Origin of the sequence: Paraburkholderia sp. BR14374 (assembly GCF_040948685.1) — a bacterium.
Lineage (GTDB): Bacteria > Pseudomonadota > Gammaproteobacteria > Burkholderiales > Burkholderiaceae > Paraburkholderia > Paraburkholderia youngii.
The window spans coordinates 120,532-140,570 of sequence record NZ_JBFPKF010000015.1; the positions used below are offsets into that span (position 1 = coordinate 120,532).

Genomic DNA, 20,039 nt, shown 5'->3' on the forward strand with positions numbered 1-20,039 from the left:
TTTTTCTGCGTGAGCGCGCGCGTCAGGCCGCCAGATCCAGCGCCTTTTCGAGCGCCTGCTTGCGCTGTTGCAAGCTCGCGAGCAGGTCGAAATCGGCGGGGAAATCGTCGACCTTGATGACCTGCGCACCGTAGCGCGCGTAGTCGTCGAGCACGCGCCGCTCGTCGGCGTCGATCAGGCCCTGGCGTTGCGCCGCATCGGTCCATGCGGCGAGCTGCGGCAGGCTTTGCGGCAGCGGTTCGAGCAGGCCCTGTTCGACCGCGTCGCGCAGCTTGTGCTCGATTAGCGTGAACTGCGGATTCAGCGCGAACGCGAGCTCGCCGTAGCCGAGCGCGTCGACGTCGGGATGCGGCACGTAAGAATCGGCGACGAGCCGCTCGCGCGCGGCGCCGGGCGTCTGCATCAGTTCGGCGATCTCGCTGCCGAGGCGGTCCGACGGCTCGCGATGCGGCAGGCCGAAAGGGAACGCAAGCACGCGCACGAGCGTCGCGGCGAGCCGGTTCGGATAGTTCGCGAGCACGCCGTCGAGCGCATGCTGCGCCTTGTACAGCGCATCCTCGACGCCCCAGCGCACGAGCGGCAGGTCGTCCCGCTGACGCCCGTCGTCCTCGAAACGCTTCAGCGTGGCCGAGATCAGGAACAGTTGCGACAGCACGTCGCCGAGGCGTCCCGAGATGCGTTCACGGCGCTTCAGATCGCTGCCGAGCACCAGCATCGACACGTCGGCGAGCAGCGTGAATACCGTCGACAGACGGGTCGCCGCGCGGTAGTACGCCTGCAGCGGCGCATACGCGCGGCGCGGCTTCGCGATCAGCGCGCCGCCGGTCAGCCCATACACGGCGCTGCGTAGCAAGGTCGACACCGTGAAGTTCACGTGACCGAAGAAGGCCGAGTCGAATTCGCGCAAGGCCTTCGCGCGATCGGGCTCGCGCGTCGCCGTCATTTCCTTCAGCACGTACGGGTGGCAGCGGATCGCGCCCTGGCCGAAGATGATCAGGCAGCGCGTCAGAATGTTCGCGCCTTCGACGGTGATCGAGATCGGCATCTGCTGATACGCGCGCGCCAGAAAATTCGACGGCCCCATGCAAATACCCTTGCCGGCGACGACGTCCATGCCGTCGTTGATGACGCTGCGCGCGCGCTCGGTGATGTGATATTTGGCGATCGCCGAAATGACCGACGGCTTTTCGCCGAGGTCGACCGCCAGCGCGGACAGGCGGCGTGCGGCGTCCATCACGTACAGGTTGCCGCCCATGCGGCCGAGCGCTTCCTGCACGCCCTCGAACTTGCCGACGGCGGCGCGGAACTGGCGGCGAATCGCCGCGTACGCGCCGGCGCTGCGCACCGCGACCTTCGCCATCCCGACATTCGACGACGGCAGCGAGATCGCGCGGCCCGCCGCCAGACACTCCATCAGCATGCGCCAGCCGTTGCCGACCTGCGCGCGTCCGCCGATCACCCAGTCGAGCGGAATGAACACGTCCTTGCCCGAGTTCGGGCCGTTCTGGAACACCGCGTTCAACGGCCAGTGACGGCGGCCGATATTCACGCCAGGGTGGTTGGTCGGAATCAGCGCGCAGGTGATGCCGGGTTCGTCGTTCGCGCCGAGCAGATGGTCGGGATCGAGCGCGCGGAACGCGAGGCCGAGCACGGTCGCGATCGGTCCGAGCGTGATGTAGCGCTTGTCCCACGTGACGCGAAAGCCGAGCGTCTCGCGACCCTCGTGCATGCCGTTGCAGACGATGCCGACATCGGGAATCGCAGCGGCGTCGGAACCGGCATACGGGCTCGTCAGCGCGAAGCAGGGGATTTCGTCGCCGCGCGCGAGACGCGGCAGATAGTGGTTCTTCTGCGCGTCGGTGCCGTAGCGCATCAGCAGCTCGGCGGGGCCGAGCAAGTTCGGCACCATCACCGAGACGGCGGCGGCCGTGCAGCGCGTCGCGAGCTTCATGATCACCTGCGAATGCGCGTACGCGGAGAACTGTTTGCCGCCGTACTGCTTCGGAATGATCATGCCGAGAAAGCCGTGCTGCTTGATGAACTGCCACGTTTGCGGCGACAGGTCCTGCCAGACCATCGTGGTTTCCCAGTCGTTCGCGAGCTCGCACAACTGCTCGCATTCAACATCGAGAAACGCCTGTTCTTCGGCGCTGAGCGTGGCCGCGCCGTAGCCGAGCAGCGTGTCCCAGTGCGGGCGGCCCGAGAACAGCTCGGCGTCCCACCACACCGTGCCGGCTTCGATCGCGTCGCGCTCGGTCGGCGACATCTCAGGCAGGATCATGCGGAACGTGTCGAGCACCGGTTTCGCGAGCCATGCGCGGCGCAGCGGCTTGATCGTCAGCACGAGGGCGGGGAGCACGAACACGATCGCGAGCAGGGTCGTCAGCAGCGGGCCGGCCGCGCCGCTCAGGTGCGCGGCCGCGACCCAGACGATCAGCGCCGCGAGCCACCACGAGGCGCGCGCCTGAACGTAGACGAGAGCGAATGCGCCGACGACGAGCGCCAGGATGAACCACGGCATGATGCTTCCTCCTCTGTCGATGCTGCGGGCGAGTGCGTCCCACGGGCGCGGACCGCTCGCGCTCTGCTGATTTCCTCGCTGCCTTTTCCGCGGTGATGCAATCGCCGGGCCACCTGTGAGCCGCGCTATGCGTCACATGCCGCGGCGCACGCAGCCGCCTCGCCGCTGGTGTCTCGGTGCGCACTAGCTAACGTGCCGAGCGCGCCGCGCTCGTCGGTCGCATCGCCGAGTACCGCCGCGAATGCGGCCAGTTGCGTGCCGTCCGGCAGCGGCGCCTTCAGCGCGGCGACGATCAGCGACGCGAGGCGTGCGATCAGCCGCAGATCGTTCATCGGCTTGCCTCGCGAGAACTCGCCAATCAGGCTGTCGGGATCGGTGCCGGCGAGCACGCCCGACAGCGCGCCGATCGCGAAATGCAGCCGCCAGCCGAGCTCCTCGCGCGGCAAATGTGGCAGCGCGCGCTGGAACGCGTCGAAGAAGCGCATCGCCACCGACTCGTAATGCGCGTTCAGAAAGTCGCGGATGAACGACGACGGCTCGGTGTACGCACGCCCGAGCAGGCGCAGGAACGCTTTGCCGCCGACACGCGGATCGCGCGACAGACGCAGAGCCGGAATGAACATCGCGCCGAGCACGTGCTCGCAGGTCAGACGCGCGCCGAGCATCGCGTCGAAGCGGTCGATGAGCTTCACGCGCTCCTCGTTCAGCGGATCGAGCCGGCGCGACAGCATCGAATGAATCAGCGATTCCTTGTGGCCGAAGTGATAGTTGACCGCCGCGAGATTGACTTCGGCGCGCGAAGTGATCTGGCGCAGCGACAGCGCCTCATAACCGCATTCGATGAACAGCGTCTCCGCGGCGTCGAGAATGCGTGACTTCGTATCGCCGGCATGCCGGCCCGTGGTGCGAACTGCCATGTTGCGTCTCCCAGTTGCCGGCGCCGCCGGCTCGCAAACACGCGATTCAAATTGGTATTTGAAACAATCGTTTTTTGCAGGATAAAAAAGGAGGGCCGGTGCGAGCAAGGAAGGGACTCGACTAACTCCTCTAGAAGATCTGACGAAAGCCGTGCTTGCGAAGCGCGGCTCGTGATTCCGCGTCGGAAATGAAAAGGCCGTTCCGCGCGAATCGGAACGGCCTCGTATTGCGTTGCGATTTGATGGGCGCCAGGCGTTCATTCGGACGCCCGAAGCGGTTATATGCGCTGTCCTCCGACCGCGCCGCCCGTCGAGCCCGCGCCGACGATCTCGCGCGCGGACTGCGTCATGTCGATGCCGCGGCGCTCGCGGCTGAACGGAATCAGCGCGCAGATCACGATCGCGACGATGCCGATTACGACGGCCATCACGAGCGCGTAGTTGTTGTCGTGCATCTCGGCGATCTTCGATTGCATCGGACCGTTGACCGACGCGATCAGATTGCCCAGCTGGTACACGAGCCCGGGGAAGGTCGCGCGGATTTCATCGGGCGAGATTTCGTTCAGGTGCACCGGAATCACGCCCCACGCGCCTTGCACCGAGATCTGCATCAGGAATGCGCCGAGCGCGAGCAGAAACGGCGTGGTCGAGAACGCCCATACCGGCAGCACCGGCAGCGCGATCAGCGCGGCGATGAAGATCGCGCGCTTGCGGCCGATCTTCTCCGATGCCCAGCCGAAGAACAGACCCCCGCAGATCGCGCCGATGTTCAGGACGATCGTGATCCACGACACCGTGTGCGGATCGAACTTGAGCTGCACGCGCAGGAAAGTCGGATACAGATCCTGCGAGCCGTGCGAGAAGAAGTTGAACGCGGTCATCAGGATGATCGCGTAGATCGACAGGCCGACGTTCTGCTTGAGGGTCGCGACGAGGCCCGGACGTACCTTCTTTTCGAGCGTCTGGAACGCGGGCGACTCCGGCACGTGCGCGCGAATGTACAGCACGAGCAGCGCCGGCAGCACGCCGACGAAGAACATGCCGCGCCAGCCGATGTATTGATAGAACACGCCGAACACGACCGACGCGAGCAGATAGCCGCTCGGATAACCGGCTTGCAGCAGACCCGAGACGATGCCGCGCGATTTCGGCGGCACGGTTTCCATGGTCAGCGCGCCGCCGACACCCCATTCGCCGCCCATCGCGATACCGAACAGCGCGCGCAGCACGAGCAGCGTCATCAGGTTGGGCGACAGACCGGACAGCAGTTCGAGCAACGAGAAGCACCCGATGTTGACCATCAGCGTCGGACGGCGGCCGTATTTGTCGGCGAGCCAGCCGAAAATCAATGCGCCGAGCGGGCGCATCATCAGAGTCAGCATGATCGCGACCGCGACCGACGGAATGTCCGTATTGAATTCCTGCGCGATATCTTTCAATACGAACACCATCAGAAAGAAATCGAATGCGTCGAGCGTCCAGCCTAGATAGGCGGCGATCGTGACGTTTCTCTGTTCCCGAGTCCAGCTCATTGATTGTCCTCCTGGGTATTCGCAAATCCGCGTTCGATCGCGGCCGGAACCGCAGCCCTTGCGCCTTATGGCAAGCCCGTCCCGGCGAGTGTACGCCGAGCATTAAGCGTTTGCAGGGTTGAGGCCGTTTTTCTCCGTGTTAATGCGCGCAGCAATATTCGTGCTGAATTTGTCATGCATCGTCTAATGTCGGGTAAATGTAATTGTCGGTTTATTGGCGGCGTTTTTGTAATATTTAACTGGATTTTCCGCGAGCCAATCTTTTTACAGAGTTTATGGCAATGCCGTTTTGTGCGCGGAACGGTTTCATGCTCGCCGAAGCCCGGGATGAGCGGGGGAGGCCGCATCCCGGCACAACGACGCGGTGACTTCCGCGCCGAACAGGAACACCGCCGCGCAGAAGTACAGCCACATCATCAGCACCGCGAGCGAGCCGGCCGCGCCGAACACGCCCGCCGTGCCCGCATGCACGAGATAGAAGCTGAACAGATGCCGGCCCGCCGTGAACAGCAGGCTCGCGACGCTGCCGCCCACGAGCGCGGGGCGCAACGGCACCGCCGCGTCGGGCAGCCACTTGATCAGCGCGCCGAGCCCGACGGCCAGAATGACGAAACCGAGTAACGATTGCAGCACATAGGCAACGATGCCCAGCGCCGAATTGCCGAACAGCGCACCGCCGAGGGTCTGAATCGCCGTATCGACGACGAGCGACACGACCAGCAGAAAGCTGAGCCCGATAAGCAGACCGATCGACACGAGCCGCGCGCGCACCAGCAGCGCCAGCCCGGCAATGCCTTTGCGCGGGTGCGCGGCAAACACGATGTCGAGCGCGGTATTCAACGATGAGAACGTTGCCGACGCGCCGACCAGCAGCAGCGCGATCGAGAACGCGGCGGCGAGGCCGCTGCCGCCCGCATAGTGCGCGTGGGCGACGATGTCCTGCATCGCGTGCGCCGCGTCGTTGCCGACCAGCTGCCGCGCCTGCTCGAAAAGCCGCCCCTGCGCGGCATCGCGGCCGAAGATCCAGCCGATGACCGCGAGCACGAGCAGCAGCGTGGGCGCCAGCGAGAACGCCGAATAGAACGCGATGCTGGCGCCGAGCATCGCGCATCGGTCCGACAGAAAGCGGCCGGCGGCGTCGCTCGCGACGTTGATCGTGTGGCGCCAGCGAGCGGGTCTCGCTGCGGTTTCCGGTTGCGGTGCTGACATGCTGTCCTCCGCTTGCGGCAGCGCGCGAACGCTCGCCTCGCGCTGCCGCGACGATAAAGTGGCTCCGTCGAGCGCTGATGCAGCACGACGCGCGCCAGCCGCGAGCGGCCCGTGCCGGTCCGCGCGCCGCACCGAACCTTCAGGTAAAGTTATTTCGCCAACTTATCGACATATCGCTATGTCCGTGACGCCATCGCCTTCGTTGCTCGACGAGATGCTCGACGCTGTCGTGCGCCGCTATCGCCTGCCGGCGCTCGCGGCCGTCTGCGCGCCGACGCCGCAAGCGAGTCCCGCCACCGTGCTGGCGCTCGCGATCGAGCAGGCTCGCGAGGCGAGCGCGCGTGGCGAAGCGCCGGATGCGGCGAACCGGCGCTTCTTCGTCGAGGCGTTGGCGCGCATGATCCGCGAGGCGCTGCGCGAGGAAGCCGGCGACCCGGTGTTTCAGGCGATGCTGCTACGGCATCGCAGCGCGGTGGTGCGCGAGTACGCGTCGCTGGCCGCGCACGCGAGCGTCGATCGCCGGCTGATCTACGCGGCCGTCAATGCGATCGCGCATCCGGCCAAACAGCAGCGGCTGCTCCCCGGTCCGCAACGCGACGCGCTGGCGCGTCTGCACGCGCTCGCGGTCGCCGAAGCGTGGCCCGAACTGGCCGAAGCCGTGCAAACTTGCATCGATACGCCGCAAATCGCGCACGACGCGGCGCTGCAACGCGGCCTCGCGCAATTGCTGGAGAGTGCCGCGCTGCAGCGCTTACGGCGCCTTGACGCGCTGACGTCCGACGAGCGCGTGCGCCACTACCAGACGCTGTGGGATCGTCAGGGGCCGCGTCCGGGAAGCTCGAGCGCGGTCGAGCGAGGCTTGAGTTCGAAGCAGCGCGGCGCCGCGGTCGAAGCGTTGGCCGCCGATGCACTCGACGCGCTCGCGCAGCGCCTCAATGACGCTCAGGGAGCGGTCGCCACCTACCGCGTCGTGAACTCGATGCGCGTGCCGGCCGCGATACCCGCAAGCCATGAGCGCGCCAAAACCGAATGGGATGTGGTGCTGCTGCGCCAGGCACAGCCCCCGGCCGACGCAGCGGCGTGGGACGTATGCCTGCTCGTCGAAGCGAAGGCATCGGTCGACGCGGCCACCACCGATCTGCCGCGGCTCGTGCGCGGACTGACGCTGCTGGCGCACGCGGAGCCGCACACCGTCTACTCGTTTCGCACGCAGCAGGGGACGGTGCATTTGAGCGGCGCGTCGCTTGCCGCGCTGACGAGCGACGCAACCGGTCTTCGCAGCACCGTGCTCTATTGCTGTGACGCTCCCGTCGAAGCGGCACCGCGCGTGCTGAGTCCCGCGAGTCGGATGCAGCTGCTGTCGGCCCAAGCCAGCCTCGATTTCGCGGGTGCGCTGGCGGACGGACGCGACGCCGACTGCGCGGATCTCGAACCGGTGTGGCATCAGTTGCTCGAATCGCCGAGATGGCGGACGGTGCTCGACCAGTACGCGACGCTGCGCGAGGTTCGGGAATTAATGGTTCATCCTGACGACTTGCGGGCCGCGGTCGGCATCGCGGACGCAAGACGCTTGAGCGCGGCGCGCTAGGGCCTCTGATGACGAGGTGGCGCGCGCGTTGCTCGTGGCGATAGATCTACGAGCAAAAAGGAGTGGTGATGGAAACACTGTCGAAGCGACTGTCGGACACGCAGGTGCAGGTTGCCAGCAAGATCTACCAATTTAGCTCGCCGCAGGAGGCGGACCGTTTCGAGCAGTGTCTGCGCGACGGCGATGCGAGCCGCTGCGTCGCGGACGTTCCGCCCGAGACCGTAACCGATGCCTATCCGCCGGGGACTCGCAAAGGGTCGGGCGCGGGCATCACGATCGGGCCGCCGCCGGGCGGGCTCGATAGCGACGATTAACGCGGTTGCGACATGCACGTGTGCGGCTCACGCGTCAGCGCACCGGCTCCAGCATCACCGTGAGCGTTCCTCGCTCGCTTTGCACGCCTGCCGCGAGATCGATCCGGTGCGGTGTCAGCGCGGCGATCGCTCGCTGCAGCCTTGGGGCGAATGTCGTGGCGAACCGCGCGAGCGCCGCTTCGCGTGCGGCGCCTTCATCGTTGGCGACGTCGCGCAGCTCGTCGAGCGGCAAACCGACGAACAGATCGAGCGGGTAGGGCGGCACTCGCGGTTCCATCGCGATGTCCGGGCCGGCCGGCACACGAATGCGTATTCCGGGCTGCAAATGCTCGTGCAGTTCGGCGAGAACTTCGTAATCGGCGTCGGCGGGAAGAGCGCTTCTGGCTTCTTCCCGCAGGAACGGCTCGACACCTTCCAGCCGCGCCAGTTCTTCATCGCTCAGTAGCATGTGAGTTTCCTCCGAATCGGACCGTGCTTAACGCTCGTCGTCGCGGCGCGGCTGCGACGACGATAGGGTGGCGGCGTGCTCGCCCAGAGTCCGGTCGATCAGATAGCGACCCTGTTCGATGCCGGCGCGCAACGCTTCCTCCTCGGTGAGCCATTCCGGCGTCACGGGCTCCACGTTGGCCAGATTGGCCGGTATCTCCATCGGTCGACCGTCGCGGGAAATCGACACGTCGGCGATCCAGGCGCCTCGCGAGTTCCGATGCGTGGTCACCGTGATCAGCGCGCCGCGGTGCGCGTCATGCACCGCGTGGTGGAAGCCGCGCTCGTCGCGCGCGGCCGGCATCGCGCGTCCGTCCGCGGTAGCCATATCGGAGCCGGTCTCGCCGATGCCGGCGCCGGCGTTGTGGTCAGTGTGATCGGTTGGGGGAAGCGGGGTCATGCTGTCCTCGGCGAGCGAATTGATCTGCCCGATTCCAGCAAACTATGTGCCGCCAACGCGAACGCGTGAAGGCATCCATCCGGCTACGGGCACGCGGCGTGCGATCGCGTTGAGCGCGGGCCCGGCTCTTGCGCTGCGTTCAACGCTGGTGCCGCTTCGCTCTGTCGGCCAAGGAGCGAAGTGTTTGCTTGTCGCAGCCGGCGCAAATGAATCGTGAGGAGGACGGAATGTCAATCCATGCGAAGGTCACGAGGTGGCGCAACGTCGGGCGATTCTGCGTCGAGCGCGTCACCGACTATAGCGAACTGTTCGCGCTGGAAGTCGAGGAGACGCGAAAGCGCCTGGTGCGCGAGTTGAGCGCACTCGTGGCGTTGGCGGTCGCGGGGCTGTTCACGCTGTCCTTCTTTTGCATCGCGATCATCGCCACCGCGTGGCAGACGCCTTACTTTCTTGAGGTGGTCTGGGGCGTGGCTGCCGCGTGGCTGCTCGTGTGCATCGTGTCTTTGCTGGTTTTGCGGGCGCAAAAACCGGCGCAATCGCTTCACGTGCTCAAGGCCGAGATTCACTCCGATCTGGACGCTCTCAGGGAGTCGCTCAAATGAGTCAGCCACGTCACGCAAACGAGCTTGCCCGGCTCACCATTCTGGAACGCATGGAGGCATCGCGAACCGCCCTGGTAGTGGCGAACCGGACTGCCGCGTTGCCCGCGGCGCGCGCGGCGTCGCGCTTCCCGGTCGGCACGGTGCTCGCGTCGCTCGCCGAGGCGCCGCATGTCGCGTTGCTGCTCGCCCTGGTGGTCGGCGGCATCGTGCTGGGGCCGCGCCGTACGCTGTCGATCGCGGGCCGCTCCGGTGCCGCGGCGTGGATTGCCCGCAATGTGCGGCGCTCCATCGCGCAGTGATCGCTCACGCGCCGACCGGCTTCGCCCGTTTTGCCGCGAAGTCCCAGTACAGCGCCTGCTTCGTCTCGACCGGCGCGGGCAGCAGTCCCGCGCGATAGAACGCGTCGGCGATCGTCTGCTGCTCGCTGAAGTTCGGCGGCGCGAGCGCTCGCACCAGATAGCTGCGCCGGGCGTTGGCGCGTTCGATCGTCGGCGCGCCGACGGATTTAGCTATCGATCCCAGTGATCGTCATATGCGCAAAGCCGCAACGCTTTTCGCGACTTCGCGATCCGGATAATGCCGTCCAGTTGATTGCGCGCGTGCTTGCGTCAACGCTGGCACGGCTGTCCGGTGCCCATGAGTTACGGACAGCCGCGGCATCGCACTGAGTTCCTATACTGCGTCGTCCGCTGTCCATGGGACGCCATGTCGACGGTGAGCGGAGCAGATCGTTGCGGACAAATAGAAGTAAAAAGCGCTGTGCAAATGACAGAAGCCGAGACCGCGCGACCCAGCTGACCTACACTCGTCGGCAGCGGTATCGGCGCGGTATCGGCCCTTACGCCCGCCTTGTGCGCGGGTGCCCGTCAACGTCGGTGGAACATCATGGCTCCCAGTGCTGACGAATTAGCGAGCCGTCCAGCCAAAGAGGCTGATTACGCCCGAGAGAACCAGTCGCTGCTGCGGCTCGCGCGCGCGCAAACCGGCTCGCGTGAACACCTGCTGAACGCGATTGCCAGCGAGGCCATGGCGTTATGCTGCGCGGGCAGCGCGGGCATCAGCCTGGTCGAGGGGCCACCCGACGGCCGGCGCTTTCGCTGGCTCGCGGTGGCGGGCCTGTGCGCCGGTCTGCAGGGGCGCACGACCGCGTGGGACGAATGTCCATGCGGCGTCACGCTCGAAGGGGGCGCGGCGCGCCTGTTCGTCGATCCGCAACAGCAGTTTCCCAGTCTGAACTTTCCGGGCGTCGAGGTGCCCGAGGGGATCGTCGTACCCATTCCGTGCGATAACGGCCACCTCGGCGCGATCTGGGTGATGTCGCACAACAAAGGGTGCCGCTTCGACAGCGAAGACGCACGGGTGCTGTCGGATCTCGCGATGGTCGCGGGCGCGGCCGTGACGATGGTCAACGTTCGCGACGATGGCGCGGACAACGACCGCCGCCACAACGAGTTCATCGCGATGCTCGCGCACGAGTTGCGCAACCCGATGGCGCCGATCGATGGCGCGATCGCCGCGGCGAAGCGTCTGGTGGTCGATAACGACAAGGCGGACGCGGTGCTGACCATCGCGCAACGGCAGATGAAGCATCTGCGCACCCTCGTCGATGACCTGCTCGACGCCGCGCGTCTGAAGCACGGAAAGCTGACGATACGGCGCAGCGATACGTTGCTGGCCGAGATCGTTTCCGACGCGGTAGCCGCGATCGACCACGACGTGCGCTCGCGCGGCCATACGCTGAAACTGACCGGTCTGGACCGCGCGATTCCGGTGCGCGCCGACCATGTGCGGCTCAGTCAGGTGCTCGGCAATCTGTTGTCGAACGCGGCGAAGTACACGCCGGCGGGCGGACTGATCGAGCTGACGGTTCGCTCGGGCAATCCGTCCGACGCGCGGATGCTGGTGATCGAGGTCAGCGACAACGGCATCGGCATCGATTCGTCGATCGCCCCGCATGTGTTCGACCTGTTCGCGCAGTGCTCGAGCGGCAGCGCGCGCTCGGAAGGCGGGCTCGGTATCGGTCTGGCTGTCGCCAAACGGCTGGTGGAGCTGCACGATGGCGAAATCGACATCCATAGCGATGGACCGGGCTGCGGCACCTGCGTCACCTTGCGTTTGCCGATCCTGCGAACGCAGCCGCTAGCGACGCCTGGCGACGCCACCGACAAGGGCAGGGACTTCCGGGCGCTGCGCATCGTTCTGGTGGACGACAACGTCGACGCGTTGCACGTTCTGTGCGTGCTGCTCGACCTGGAGGGTTATCGCGTGTCCGCGGTCGACAACGGTCGCGCGGCCATCGACCTGATCACGCGAACGAGGCCGGAGCTTGCCATCGTCGACGTGGCGATGCCCGTGATGGACGGCTTCGAGGTGGCACGCAGAATTCGCGCGAACCCCGAGCTGGACGGCACGATACTCGTCGCGCTGACCGGCTATTCGTCGGACTCGGAGCGCAGCCAAACGCTTGCCGCGGGCTTCGATCATCATCTGAGCAAGCCGTTGTCGCTGGAAAAGCTGCGGGACGTGCTGGCGGATTCGGCGGAGCGGCTGGTTGGTGGCGCTCGGTGACCCGGCGGAGCCTGCGCAACTCTTCCAGCCTGCTAGACTGGAAATGGCCCTGCAAGCTACGGAGGGAGATATGACGACCGTCTACGTCGTAAAGACCGGCGAGAAGTTCCTCTGCACCGCTGAGGATGGCGACATCGGCATGGCGCCGGAGATCAAGGAGGCCACGTCGTTTCGCTCGTACGAGGAAGCGAATAAAGTCGCGACCGAGAACGCCGATCCCGGATACGAAATCCTGACCGTCGACGTTAATAAACGTTGATATGTGTTAGCTGGTCGCGCCCAGGCGCTCAGCGAAAGAGGATCAGCAATTCAGCGGGCGTCATGCAATATGGCGCCGGGTGCGGGTGCGTGCGAAATTCGGCAAATATTCCAAAGCAAGCGCGTAAAGCACGACGCTCCATGCCGTCCCAGGCAGGGACGGCATTTTCAGCATCGTCGAGCCGGTCAGACGAGCAAGCTCAAGATCCGCCAAAGAACACCGGCTTCATCCCAGTCGCGCCGGCCGGATGGCCCATCTGCTGCGTACCGCTGGTCGCAGGGCCATAGCCGCTGCTCTGACCTGCGGCAGGGGCGGTGATGGTCGGCATATAGGTAGGAAAGTCGACGGTATTCGCATTGGCCGGATTGAAGCCGGCTTGTTCGAGTTGCGCGATCTCTGCCTGGACTTGTGCGTGCGTCAGCGTGCTTTCGGTCTGTGCCGCCGATGCAATTGGCAAAGCCATGACAGCGACCGCGCAAACCGTGTGGACTAACGTCTTCATGATGGCCCACCTCCTTGTTAATTACTCCAACTGACTCGCGCTTCGCTTTTCGCGGTCAGCTGATCAAAGATTAGGTGAGGAACCATACAGTGTTCGTTTATTTTTTATGGTAACGGGCTCGTCGATCAGCCGAGGCTGATCGACGTTCGCGCCCGAACCAGCTCAGGTACGCGTAATCGAAGCCCCACCGTCGACCAACGAAGCCGTACCCGTCACGAAGGACGAATCGTCGGAAGCGAGGTACAGCGCCGAGCGGGCAATCTCTTCTGGCCTCGCGACCCGCTTGAGCGCATGCAGACCGGTCACGAACGTCTGCGATTCAGCGGTATCGTTCATGCCGCGGTACATCTCCGTGTCCACCGCGCCCGGCAGGATCGCGTTGACGCGCACGCCTTGCGCACCATATTCGGCCGCGAGCGCTTGTGTCAGTCCGATCAGCCCGGCTTTGCTCGCGGCATAGGCGGCCGTTCCCGGGAAGGCGAACGAGTAGCCGACGAAGGTCGACGTGAAGATGATCGATCCGCCGCCTTGCTTGATCATTTCAGGAATCTGATGCTTGGCGCCGATGAACGCGCTGGTCAGGTTGGTGGCCAGCGTCGCTGACCAGCCTGCTTCCGACACGCCGGTCGACGGTCCCATCTCACCGAGCGTCCCCGCATTGTTGTACGCGATGTCGAGACGGCCGAAACGGCTGACGGCGAGTGCGACCAGCGCTTTCGCGAATTCTTCGGATTGCACGTCCCCTGCCAGCGCGACAGCCGTACCGCCGTCGCGAGCGATCTCGCTGACCAGCGTGTCGAGTTCGGCTTCGCGGCGTGCGGCCACCACAACCTTCGCGCCTTCCGCGGCGAACAACTTTGCGGCAGCGCGACCAATGCCTGCGCTGGCGCCGGTGACGATAGCGACTTTTCCTGTCAAGCGTTGCATGTTGGATCTCCGGTTTGATCAGCGGCCGATGCCCACTGCGTCGGCTCGTTGAGAAGCACTATAAGATTCCGTTCTTGAGACAGAAAGACCAAAAACATCGCAGTATCATTCAGGTTTTATGAATGATTGGAGCGCCATATGGACCGGCTGCGCGCGTTTGAGGTTTTCGTAACGGTCGTCACCCGGGGCAGCTTCGCGCGCGCGGCCGATGCGCTCGAAACCTCGCCCGCGAACGTGACCCGCTATGTGAATGACCTGGAGGCGCACCTCGGCGCGCGACTGCTGAATCGCACCTCACGCCGATTGTCTCTTACCGAGGCCGGTGAAACGCTGTATTCGCGCTGCAAGGCCATTCTCGAAGACGTTGCCGAAACGGAAGGACTCGTGTCGACAACGTCGATCGAACCGCGTGGACGGCTGCGTATCAATGCACCGGTCAGCTTCGGCATCCAGCATCTCGCGCCGCTGTGGCCACGGTTCATGCAGCAATATCCCGACGTCGAGCTCGACATCACGCTGATAGACCGCGTCGTCGATATCGTCGAAGAGGGCTTCGATCTCGCCATTCGCATCTCGCGCGCCGGCACGGTCGATCACGCGGCCCGCAAACTGGCGACGTCGACAAACATCCTGTGTGCATCGCCCGATTACCTGAAACGTTCGGGATATCCGGAAACGCCGCTGGATCTGCTCGGACATCGATGTATCGGCTATACGTACGCGGCCACGGCGGACGTCTGGCAACTGATCGACAAAGACGGCAAAACGCATGCTGTCGAGGTGAACTGCCAGATGCACACCAATAACGGCGACACCGCGCGCGCGGCGGCGCTCGCGGGGCACGGCGTGATCTGGCAGCCGACCTTTCTGATCGGCGAGGACCTCCGCGCGGGCCGGCTGCTGCGGGTATTGCCTGAATACCGCTTGCCGGATATCGATGTGCTCGCGCTGTATCCGAGCCGTCGCCACGTGAGCGCAAAAGTTCGTGCGGCAATCGATTTTCTGGTCAACGCGTTCTCGGGCGTGCCGCCGTGGGACAAGACGTGAAGGGATGGGGTCGGCAACTCCCGACACGGGAGGCCTGCAAAAGCGGCGGCGGGCGCCGGCCGTGGCGCGTTCGATAGCATGATTCAACTGGAATTCGGCCAGGCACCGTTCTTTAATGTGCGATATGGCGCGTAATGCAGGAGAGCCACACCCCGGATGAAAGCCGCACATCGAATCGCCGGCACGGTCGCCCTCCAACGAGTTCACGCACTGCAGGTCTGGATCAGCGATGTCCCGGAACAAGAACCGACGGGAGACATTGGTGAGAACACTGGGCGCCATCAGCGCTGGTCTGATTTGCTGTTCATGCGCGGCCGCTGCCTACGCGGCCGACATTAAAGGAGCCGGCAGCACGTTCGCCGCTCCTCTCTACACCCGCTGGGCCGCCGACTACCAGAAGTCGGGTGGAAGCAGGGTGATCTATCAGGGCACGGGTTCGTCCGATGGGCTCAAGCAGGTGATCGCCCGGGAAGTCGACTTTGCTGGCTCGGACGCGCCACTGACCGACGATCAACTGACCCGCAACGGCCTGCGGCAGTTTCCAATCGCGATCGGCGGCGTGGTGGCCGTCGTGAACCTTCCGGGGCTCAAAGCCGGCGAAGTGATGCTGACCGGGCCGGTCATCGCCGATATCTTTCTCGGCAAGGTTCAGTTCTGGGACGACCCGGCAATCGTGCGGTTGAACCCGAAGATAAAGATGCCGAATTACCCGATCGCCGTGGTGCGTCGCCAGGATGGCTCGGGCACGACGCTGATCTGGACTCACTACCTCGCGCAGGTCAGTCCCGAATGGAAGCGCAGGGTCGGCGAAGGCACTAGCGTGCGATGGCCGCTCGGCATCGGCGGCAAAGGCAACGAGGGCATTGCCACGTACGTCGGCTATCTGCCCGGCGCGATAGGCTATGTAGCGTGGGATTTCACGAAACAGAACCGCTTGAAGTACGTGGCCATGACCAATGCGGCGGGCAATGTCGTGCAGCCCGGCGCCGCCACCTTCAACGCAGCGGCGGCGAGCGCCGACTGGTCGGGTTCCCTGTCGCAGTGGCTGACCAACCAGCCGGGCAAGGACGCCTGGCCGGTCATGGGCGCGACCTATGTGTTGCTACCCGCGACGCCGAACCAGCCGGGCCACGACAAAGCCACGTTGAAGTTTTTCGAATGGGCGTTGAGCCACGGCGGACCGACAGTCAACGCACTGGACTACGTAGCGCTGCCGGACCTGGTCGTGACGAAGATCCGCTCACAATGGCCCGCCGATACCGGCGAAAAGCCGGTGCGCAGAGTGCTCGCGGTGCCGTGAGCAGAACTGCGCTTCGTGTCGCCGCGATGGCTAGCCTGAGCTGTGACGCGCGGTCATGTCGCCGGTGGCGAGGGTTCAGCGACGTGTCCGGGGCGTGCATAGAGGGACCTACGATGTACGCGAACTCGACGAGAGGGGGGCGTCAGGACGAGTGGGGCGAGCTTGTCCTGATCGTGATGAAGACCAGCCTGGCGGTGGCGCACGAGCTGGAATTGACGCCCGACGCCGTGCTCGACTGTGCCGCGAGGCATCTGCGCTTCGATGATTTCCGGTGTTTCGCAGCGGCGATGCTGGGTGCGGCGCGCGCGCAAGCGTGGTGTCGCCGTCGCGACGCCGGTCCATCAGTGCAGGCGTCACACATCAAGACCCTTGCTGCGCGCGTCGATATCGACAGGAACGTGCTCGCCTTCATGCCGGCGCTGTGCACAGCCGAACCTCCGGACCACACGGAAGCGCCTGCTCACGCCTATGAAAAGGTCGTCGCGGCCCTTCAGCAGTTGAAAGAAGACGTGCAACGCGTCTTTTCGCGCGGCAGCAGTGCTTTCAGCCGTGCGGACATCGAAGGCGCATCCGGCTTCGCAAAGGCGCTCGAGGCGATTATGCCGGCCGACGATGCCAACGCCTTCGACCGCGCGTTCGCCGCGGTTTTGCAGGTGCGGTTTTCATCGCAACCTCAGCTCGTGCCTGGCGATGCGGAGCCCGTGATGCGGGTTCAGGGTATCGATGTCAATGCTCAAGGCAGCCAGACGCCTTTACCCTGATCGAGAAGCGTTCGGTAAATCGGAGCAGGCGTGTCTTGCGCATGTCGATTTCTCCCGTGATGATTCGTCGTAGTCGCTGGAGGCGCCGTTGCCTTCAGATATTTTCGTCTTCAAAGGGAAAACCCAAATGCGCGTCATGGTCATCATCAAGGCAACCCCCGAATCGGAAGCGGGGCAAATGCCGGGTACGGAACTCCTCACGGCGATGGGGCAGTACAACGAGCAACTGGTCAAGGCCGGCATCATGCAGGGCGGCGACGGGCTGAAGCCGAGCTCGGCCGGCGCTCGCGTGCGGTTCTCAGGGAAGGACCGCACCGTCATCGACGGCCCGTTTGCGGAAACCAAGGAATTGATTGCCGGGTACTGGTTGTGGCAGGTTGAATCGATGGACGAAGCGATCGAATGGGTCAAGCGCTGCCCGAATCCGATGATGAGTGATTCGGAGATCGAGATTCGCCCGTTCTTTGAGCCGGCGGACTTTGGCGAAGCCTTTACGCCCGAGCTTCAGGAAGAGGAAAACCGTCTGCGCAAGCAAATCGACGGGCAGATGCGCTGACGATTCACACCCCATCGGCGTGCGGGCTTCCGGTCCGTTGTCCGGAAGCCCGATTCCATGGGTGATGATTGCCGTCAATGCGAAGGTATCTGCTCGATTTTGGCGGCGCTCAGGTCGCTCGGGAAGCAATGCGGATGTTCGAAGCCCATCGGAGATCCGGTCGTCGAGTAGACGATGTTATCCGTGTTGTTCGGGCCTTGGCCGGCGGGCACACTGCCGAGCCCCGCGAGCTTGCGCATGCGATACGCGATCGCATGATCGGCGCAGGCGCTATCGCCGCTCACGCCTAATCCTCCGATGACTTTCCCTCCCGCATAAAGCGCGACGCCGCCGCCGAAGGTAATGACGCCGCCAAGCGTGTGTCCGATGCCGCTGCCCTGTTCGAGGAAGCGCGCGTCAAAAGGATTCGAATTATTCAGTCCGTAAAGCGAGCCGCCCGGTTGCGTGGCCGCGTAGAGGTTTGCCGTGGATAGCGCGAGCGCATCGTTGCTAAAGCCGTTCGCGGTATAGGCCTTCGCGATGGCGATGGCGCGACTGCCAGGCCAGGCGTCCCCGGTCACGATCACCGAACAAAGATGTCCCTGGCGATCGACGATGGCCGCCCACATCCGGTTGGGTTTGAAGATCCCGCCGTTGCCATCGGGCAGGTTCACGACCGTATGTAACTGCTTTTCCACCAATGCGACCGTACCTTGAGGTAGCGTGCATCGGGCTTGTGGGACGTCATCGTCGCCAGACGCGCGACTTTCGTGCGAAAAGGACGCAATGCAAAACGCTGCGACAGCGAGGGTAAGCATCTTACGCATGACGATTCTCCTGACGATCGATTTGACAGCAGGCACGCTGCGGGCGAGAAGGTGCGCAAACAGTAGGACAGCCAATGAAATAAACGACTCATTGTTGTTGAATGCGGGCGCAAGTTCACGACAGCGAACTCGCGTAAATAGTGAAGACCATCATGCAAAGTGAATAGCCAAAACAGAGTCCACCTCGGCCACGCGGCACGTCGGGAACGTGATAGCAATGGCGATGGTTTTGATCGATTTGATGGTGCGGCATATAGTTGGCGCGTGCGAAAAACTTCCTCGGAGATCGACGCGATGCCTTATCTGCAACTTGATGTAAACGATCACTACTCTGTCGAGAGTAAAAGACTGCTCGCAGCGAAAATGAGTGAGACGTATGCCCGAATGATGTCGGTCGATGTCAGGCGAATCAGCGTAGCCATACGAGATCTCGGTCCGGGCAGCGTGTGGCGCATTGAGGAGGAGAGCGGGGAGCCAGTGCCTGTCGCGTTGATGATGCTCGATATCAGAAGAGGGCGGCCGCCGGAGTTACGCATGGAGTTGGCCAAAGCACTTTGCTCGCTCTGCATCGAGATTCTGGGCTTGCGCGAAGACCGGCTCAACGTCGAATTCACTCAGCACTCGGGCGATGAGATGTATCACCCGGCGCTCGGAGGTTATAGTCCGGAATGGGAGCCGGGCCAGCGATGAGTGTTCGCAGGATCGTATCCACGCCCGTTGCGCCACAACCTGATTCGAAGTAGGAGAAGGACCATGAGCAGGCTTGCTACATCGCTGGCAGAGAATCGGCGGATGCGATCGCGGTGGATCGTCCTGATCGCCACGGTGTTCTGCTTCTTGTGCCACAGCGTCGTCGCGCAAGCGGACGACAGCGCGGCTCGCCTGCGCGAGAAATATCAAAGTCTGACGCAGCAACTCGCGCACAACCAGTTTCATCGACCGCTGCACCTCGAATCCCAGGAGTTGCCGTCGGCGCTCAAGGGTGATATCTACGGCGTGCTCAACCATCCTTTCGCGATAGTGAGCGGCGCGCTCAGCGACCCGACTCAAGGCCCGGCCAACTGGTGCGACGTGCTGATCCTGCATCAGAACACCAAATACTGCCACGCGTCCACTAGCGACAGCGGTACGGTCCTCACCGTGAACATCGGCAAGAAGACCGAGGAAGCTCTTTCGTCGTCGTACCGCGTGCAATTCAACTTTCGCCCGGTAGCGAGCACGCCTGATTATTTTCGCGTCGAGCTCTCCGCGGCCACGGGTCCGCTGAGCACGAAAGACTACCGTATCGTGCTGGAAGCGATCCCGGTCGGCGATAACCGCACCTTTATTCACCTGACCTACGCATACGGATACGGCACCGCGGGACGGATTGCGATGAAAACCTATCTGGCGACGATCGGCAGCGACAAAGTCGGCTTTTCCCTGACGCCCGATTCGTCGGCGAGCGAGCCGCAATACATCGGCGGCGTGCGCGGCCTGGTCGAACGCAATACGATGCGCTATTTCCTCGCCATCGATGCCTATCTTGGCGCGCTTGCCAGCCCGCCCACCGCCCGTCTCGACAAACGTCTGACCGACTGGTTCGATGCGACCGAGCAGTATCCGCGGCAATTGCACGAGGTCAGCCGCGCCGACTATCTGCAGATGAAGCACAACGAGTATCAACGTCAGCAGACCGCCCAGTGACGTGCGCGTGATCTGATCAATGCAACGACATATCGCGTTGAAGATTTTTTCCGCCTGG

Annotated in this window: 21 protein-coding genes and 1 pseudogene; 12 read left to right on the plus strand and 10 right to left on the minus strand. The window is 64.0% G+C overall.

Going from position 1 to position 20,039, the window contains the following annotated elements:
• Positions 1-22: 22 nt before the first annotated feature.
• The 4 genes from AB3X86_RS27875 to AB3X86_RS27890 all read right to left on the minus strand — a co-directional run bounded on the left by AB3X86_RS27875 (position 23) and on the right by AB3X86_RS27890 (position 6,179).
• The gene (locus AB3X86_RS27875; protein WP_368598500.1) at positions 23-2,521 is read right to left on the minus strand and encodes an acyl-CoA dehydrogenase; all 2,499 of its coding nucleotides are present in this window, start codon (positions 2,519-2,521) and stop codon (positions 23-25) included.
• Between the two features lie 125 nt (positions 2,522-2,646).
• Positions 2,647-3,438 (minus strand): TetR/AcrR family transcriptional regulator, encoded by a 792-nt coding sequence (locus tag AB3X86_RS27880; protein WP_368598501.1) that lies wholly within the window; start codon positions 3,436-3,438, stop codon positions 2,647-2,649.
• 278 nt (positions 3,439-3,716) lie between these two features.
• A complete protein-coding gene (locus tag AB3X86_RS27885) occupies positions 3,717-4,970 on the minus strand; it encodes an MFS transporter (protein WP_368598502.1) in 1,254 nt (417 codons plus the stop codon).
• Between the two features lie 306 nt (positions 4,971-5,276).
• A complete protein-coding gene (locus AB3X86_RS27890) occupies positions 5,277-6,179 on the minus strand; it encodes a YihY/virulence factor BrkB family protein (protein ID WP_368598503.1) in 903 nt (300 codons plus the stop codon).
• A 178-nt stretch (positions 6,180-6,357) separates the two neighbouring features.
• Here AB3X86_RS27890 and AB3X86_RS27895 point away from each other — a divergent pair, with 178 nt between their 5' ends.
• Positions 6,358-7,767 carry a 3-deoxy-D-arabino-heptulosonate 7-phosphate synthase gene (locus AB3X86_RS27895; protein WP_368598504.1) on the plus strand — a complete coding sequence of 470 codons (1,410 nt, stop codon included), beginning with the start codon at positions 6,358-6,360 and terminating at the stop codon, positions 7,765-7,767.
• Positions 7,768-7,835: 68 nt separating this feature from the next.
• Positions 7,836-8,081, plus strand: a complete 246-nt coding sequence (locus tag AB3X86_RS27900; RefSeq protein WP_176377978.1) for a hypothetical protein — start codon at positions 7,836-7,838, stop codon at positions 8,079-8,081.
• Between the two features lie 34 nt (positions 8,082-8,115).
• On the opposite strand, the gene AB3X86_RS27905 is transcribed toward AB3X86_RS27900, so the two are convergent.
• Entirely contained in the window at positions 8,116-8,529 is a 414-nt protein-coding gene (locus AB3X86_RS27905; protein ID WP_176377977.1) for a hypothetical protein, read from the minus strand.
• Positions 8,530-8,556: 27 nt separating this feature from the next.
• Positions 8,557-8,967 carry a DUF6566 family protein gene (locus tag AB3X86_RS27910; protein ID WP_368598505.1) on the minus strand — a complete coding sequence of 137 codons (411 nt, stop codon included), beginning with the start codon at positions 8,965-8,967 and terminating at the stop codon, positions 8,557-8,559.
• Positions 8,968-9,194: 227 nt separating this feature from the next.
• Here AB3X86_RS27910 and AB3X86_RS27915 point away from each other — a divergent pair, with 227 nt between their 5' ends.
• Entirely contained in the window at positions 9,195-9,569 is a 375-nt protein-coding gene (locus AB3X86_RS27915; protein ID WP_368598541.1) for a phage holin family protein, read from the plus strand.
• Positions 9,566-9,868: a hypothetical protein gene (locus tag AB3X86_RS27920; RefSeq protein WP_368598506.1), complete on the plus strand. Its 303-nt coding sequence runs from the start codon at positions 9,566-9,568 to the stop codon at positions 9,866-9,868. Before AB3X86_RS27915 ends, AB3X86_RS27920 begins: the two co-directional genes overlap by 4 nt.
• Before the next feature lie 4 nt (positions 9,869-9,872).
• Here the strand turns inward: AB3X86_RS27920 and AB3X86_RS27925 are convergent.
• Positions 9,873-10,070, minus strand: a pseudogene (locus AB3X86_RS27925) (aliphatic sulfonate ABC transporter substrate-binding protein); the annotation flags it as partial.
• A 384-nt stretch (positions 10,071-10,454) separates the two neighbouring features.
• On the opposite strand from AB3X86_RS27925, the gene AB3X86_RS27930 reads away from it, so the two are divergent.
• Both AB3X86_RS27930 and AB3X86_RS27935 read left to right on the plus strand, forming a co-directional pair.
• The gene (locus tag AB3X86_RS27930; RefSeq protein WP_368598507.1) at positions 10,455-12,137 is read left to right on the plus strand and encodes an ATP-binding protein; all 1,683 of its coding nucleotides are present in this window, start codon (positions 10,455-10,457) and stop codon (positions 12,135-12,137) included.
• A 70-nt stretch (positions 12,138-12,207) separates the two neighbouring features.
• Positions 12,208-12,396, plus strand: a complete 189-nt coding sequence (locus tag AB3X86_RS27935) for a hypothetical protein (protein WP_176108878.1) — start codon at positions 12,208-12,210, stop codon at positions 12,394-12,396.
• A 199-nt stretch (positions 12,397-12,595) separates the two neighbouring features.
• Here AB3X86_RS27935 and AB3X86_RS27940 read toward each other — a convergent pair whose 3' ends face one another.
• Positions 12,596-12,898, minus strand: a complete 303-nt coding sequence (locus AB3X86_RS27940; protein ID WP_176377973.1) for a DUF4148 domain-containing protein — start codon at positions 12,896-12,898, stop codon at positions 12,596-12,598.
• Between the two features lie 162 nt (positions 12,899-13,060).
• Entirely contained in the window at positions 13,061-13,825 is a 765-nt protein-coding gene (locus AB3X86_RS27945; RefSeq protein WP_368598508.1) for an SDR family oxidoreductase, read from the minus strand.
• A gap of 138 nt (positions 13,826-13,963) precedes the next feature.
• Between AB3X86_RS27945 and AB3X86_RS27950 the strand changes: the two genes are divergently transcribed.
• The 4 genes from AB3X86_RS27950 to AB3X86_RS27965 all read left to right on the plus strand — a co-directional run bounded on the left by AB3X86_RS27950 (position 13,964) and on the right by AB3X86_RS27965 (position 17,489).
• Positions 13,964-14,872, plus strand: a complete 909-nt coding sequence (locus AB3X86_RS27950) for a LysR family transcriptional regulator (protein ID WP_184225618.1) — start codon at positions 13,964-13,966, stop codon at positions 14,870-14,872.
• Between the two features lie 229 nt (positions 14,873-15,101).
• Entirely contained in the window at positions 15,102-16,172 is a 1,071-nt protein-coding gene (gene pstS, locus AB3X86_RS27955; protein ID WP_368598509.1) for a phosphate ABC transporter substrate-binding protein PstS, read from the plus strand.
• 113 nt (positions 16,173-16,285) lie between these two features.
• Positions 16,286-16,933, plus strand: coding sequence for a hypothetical protein (locus tag AB3X86_RS27960; RefSeq protein ID WP_368598510.1), 648 nt, complete (start codon positions 16,286-16,288; stop codon positions 16,931-16,933).
• Between the two features lie 127 nt (positions 16,934-17,060).
• Positions 17,061-17,489 carry a YciI family protein gene (locus AB3X86_RS27965; protein ID WP_368598542.1) on the plus strand — a complete coding sequence of 143 codons (429 nt, stop codon included), beginning with the start codon at positions 17,061-17,063 and terminating at the stop codon, positions 17,487-17,489.
• 74 nt (positions 17,490-17,563) lie between these two features.
• Here the strand turns inward: AB3X86_RS27965 and AB3X86_RS27970 are convergent, their stop codons facing one another.
• The gene (locus AB3X86_RS27970) at positions 17,564-18,166 is read right to left on the minus strand and encodes a heme-binding protein (protein WP_368598511.1); all 603 of its coding nucleotides are present in this window, start codon (positions 18,164-18,166) and stop codon (positions 17,564-17,566) included.
• Between the two features lie 423 nt (positions 18,167-18,589).
• Here AB3X86_RS27970 and AB3X86_RS27975 point away from each other — a divergent pair, with 423 nt between their 5' ends.
• Positions 18,590-18,985 (plus strand): 4-oxalocrotonate tautomerase family protein, encoded by a 396-nt coding sequence (locus AB3X86_RS27975; protein WP_368598512.1) that lies wholly within the window; start codon positions 18,590-18,592, stop codon positions 18,983-18,985.
• Positions 18,986-19,048: 63 nt separating this feature from the next.
• Positions 19,049-19,981, plus strand: a complete 933-nt coding sequence (locus AB3X86_RS27980; RefSeq protein WP_368598543.1) for a hypothetical protein — start codon at positions 19,049-19,051, stop codon at positions 19,979-19,981.
• Positions 19,982-20,039: the final 58 nt, after the last annotated feature.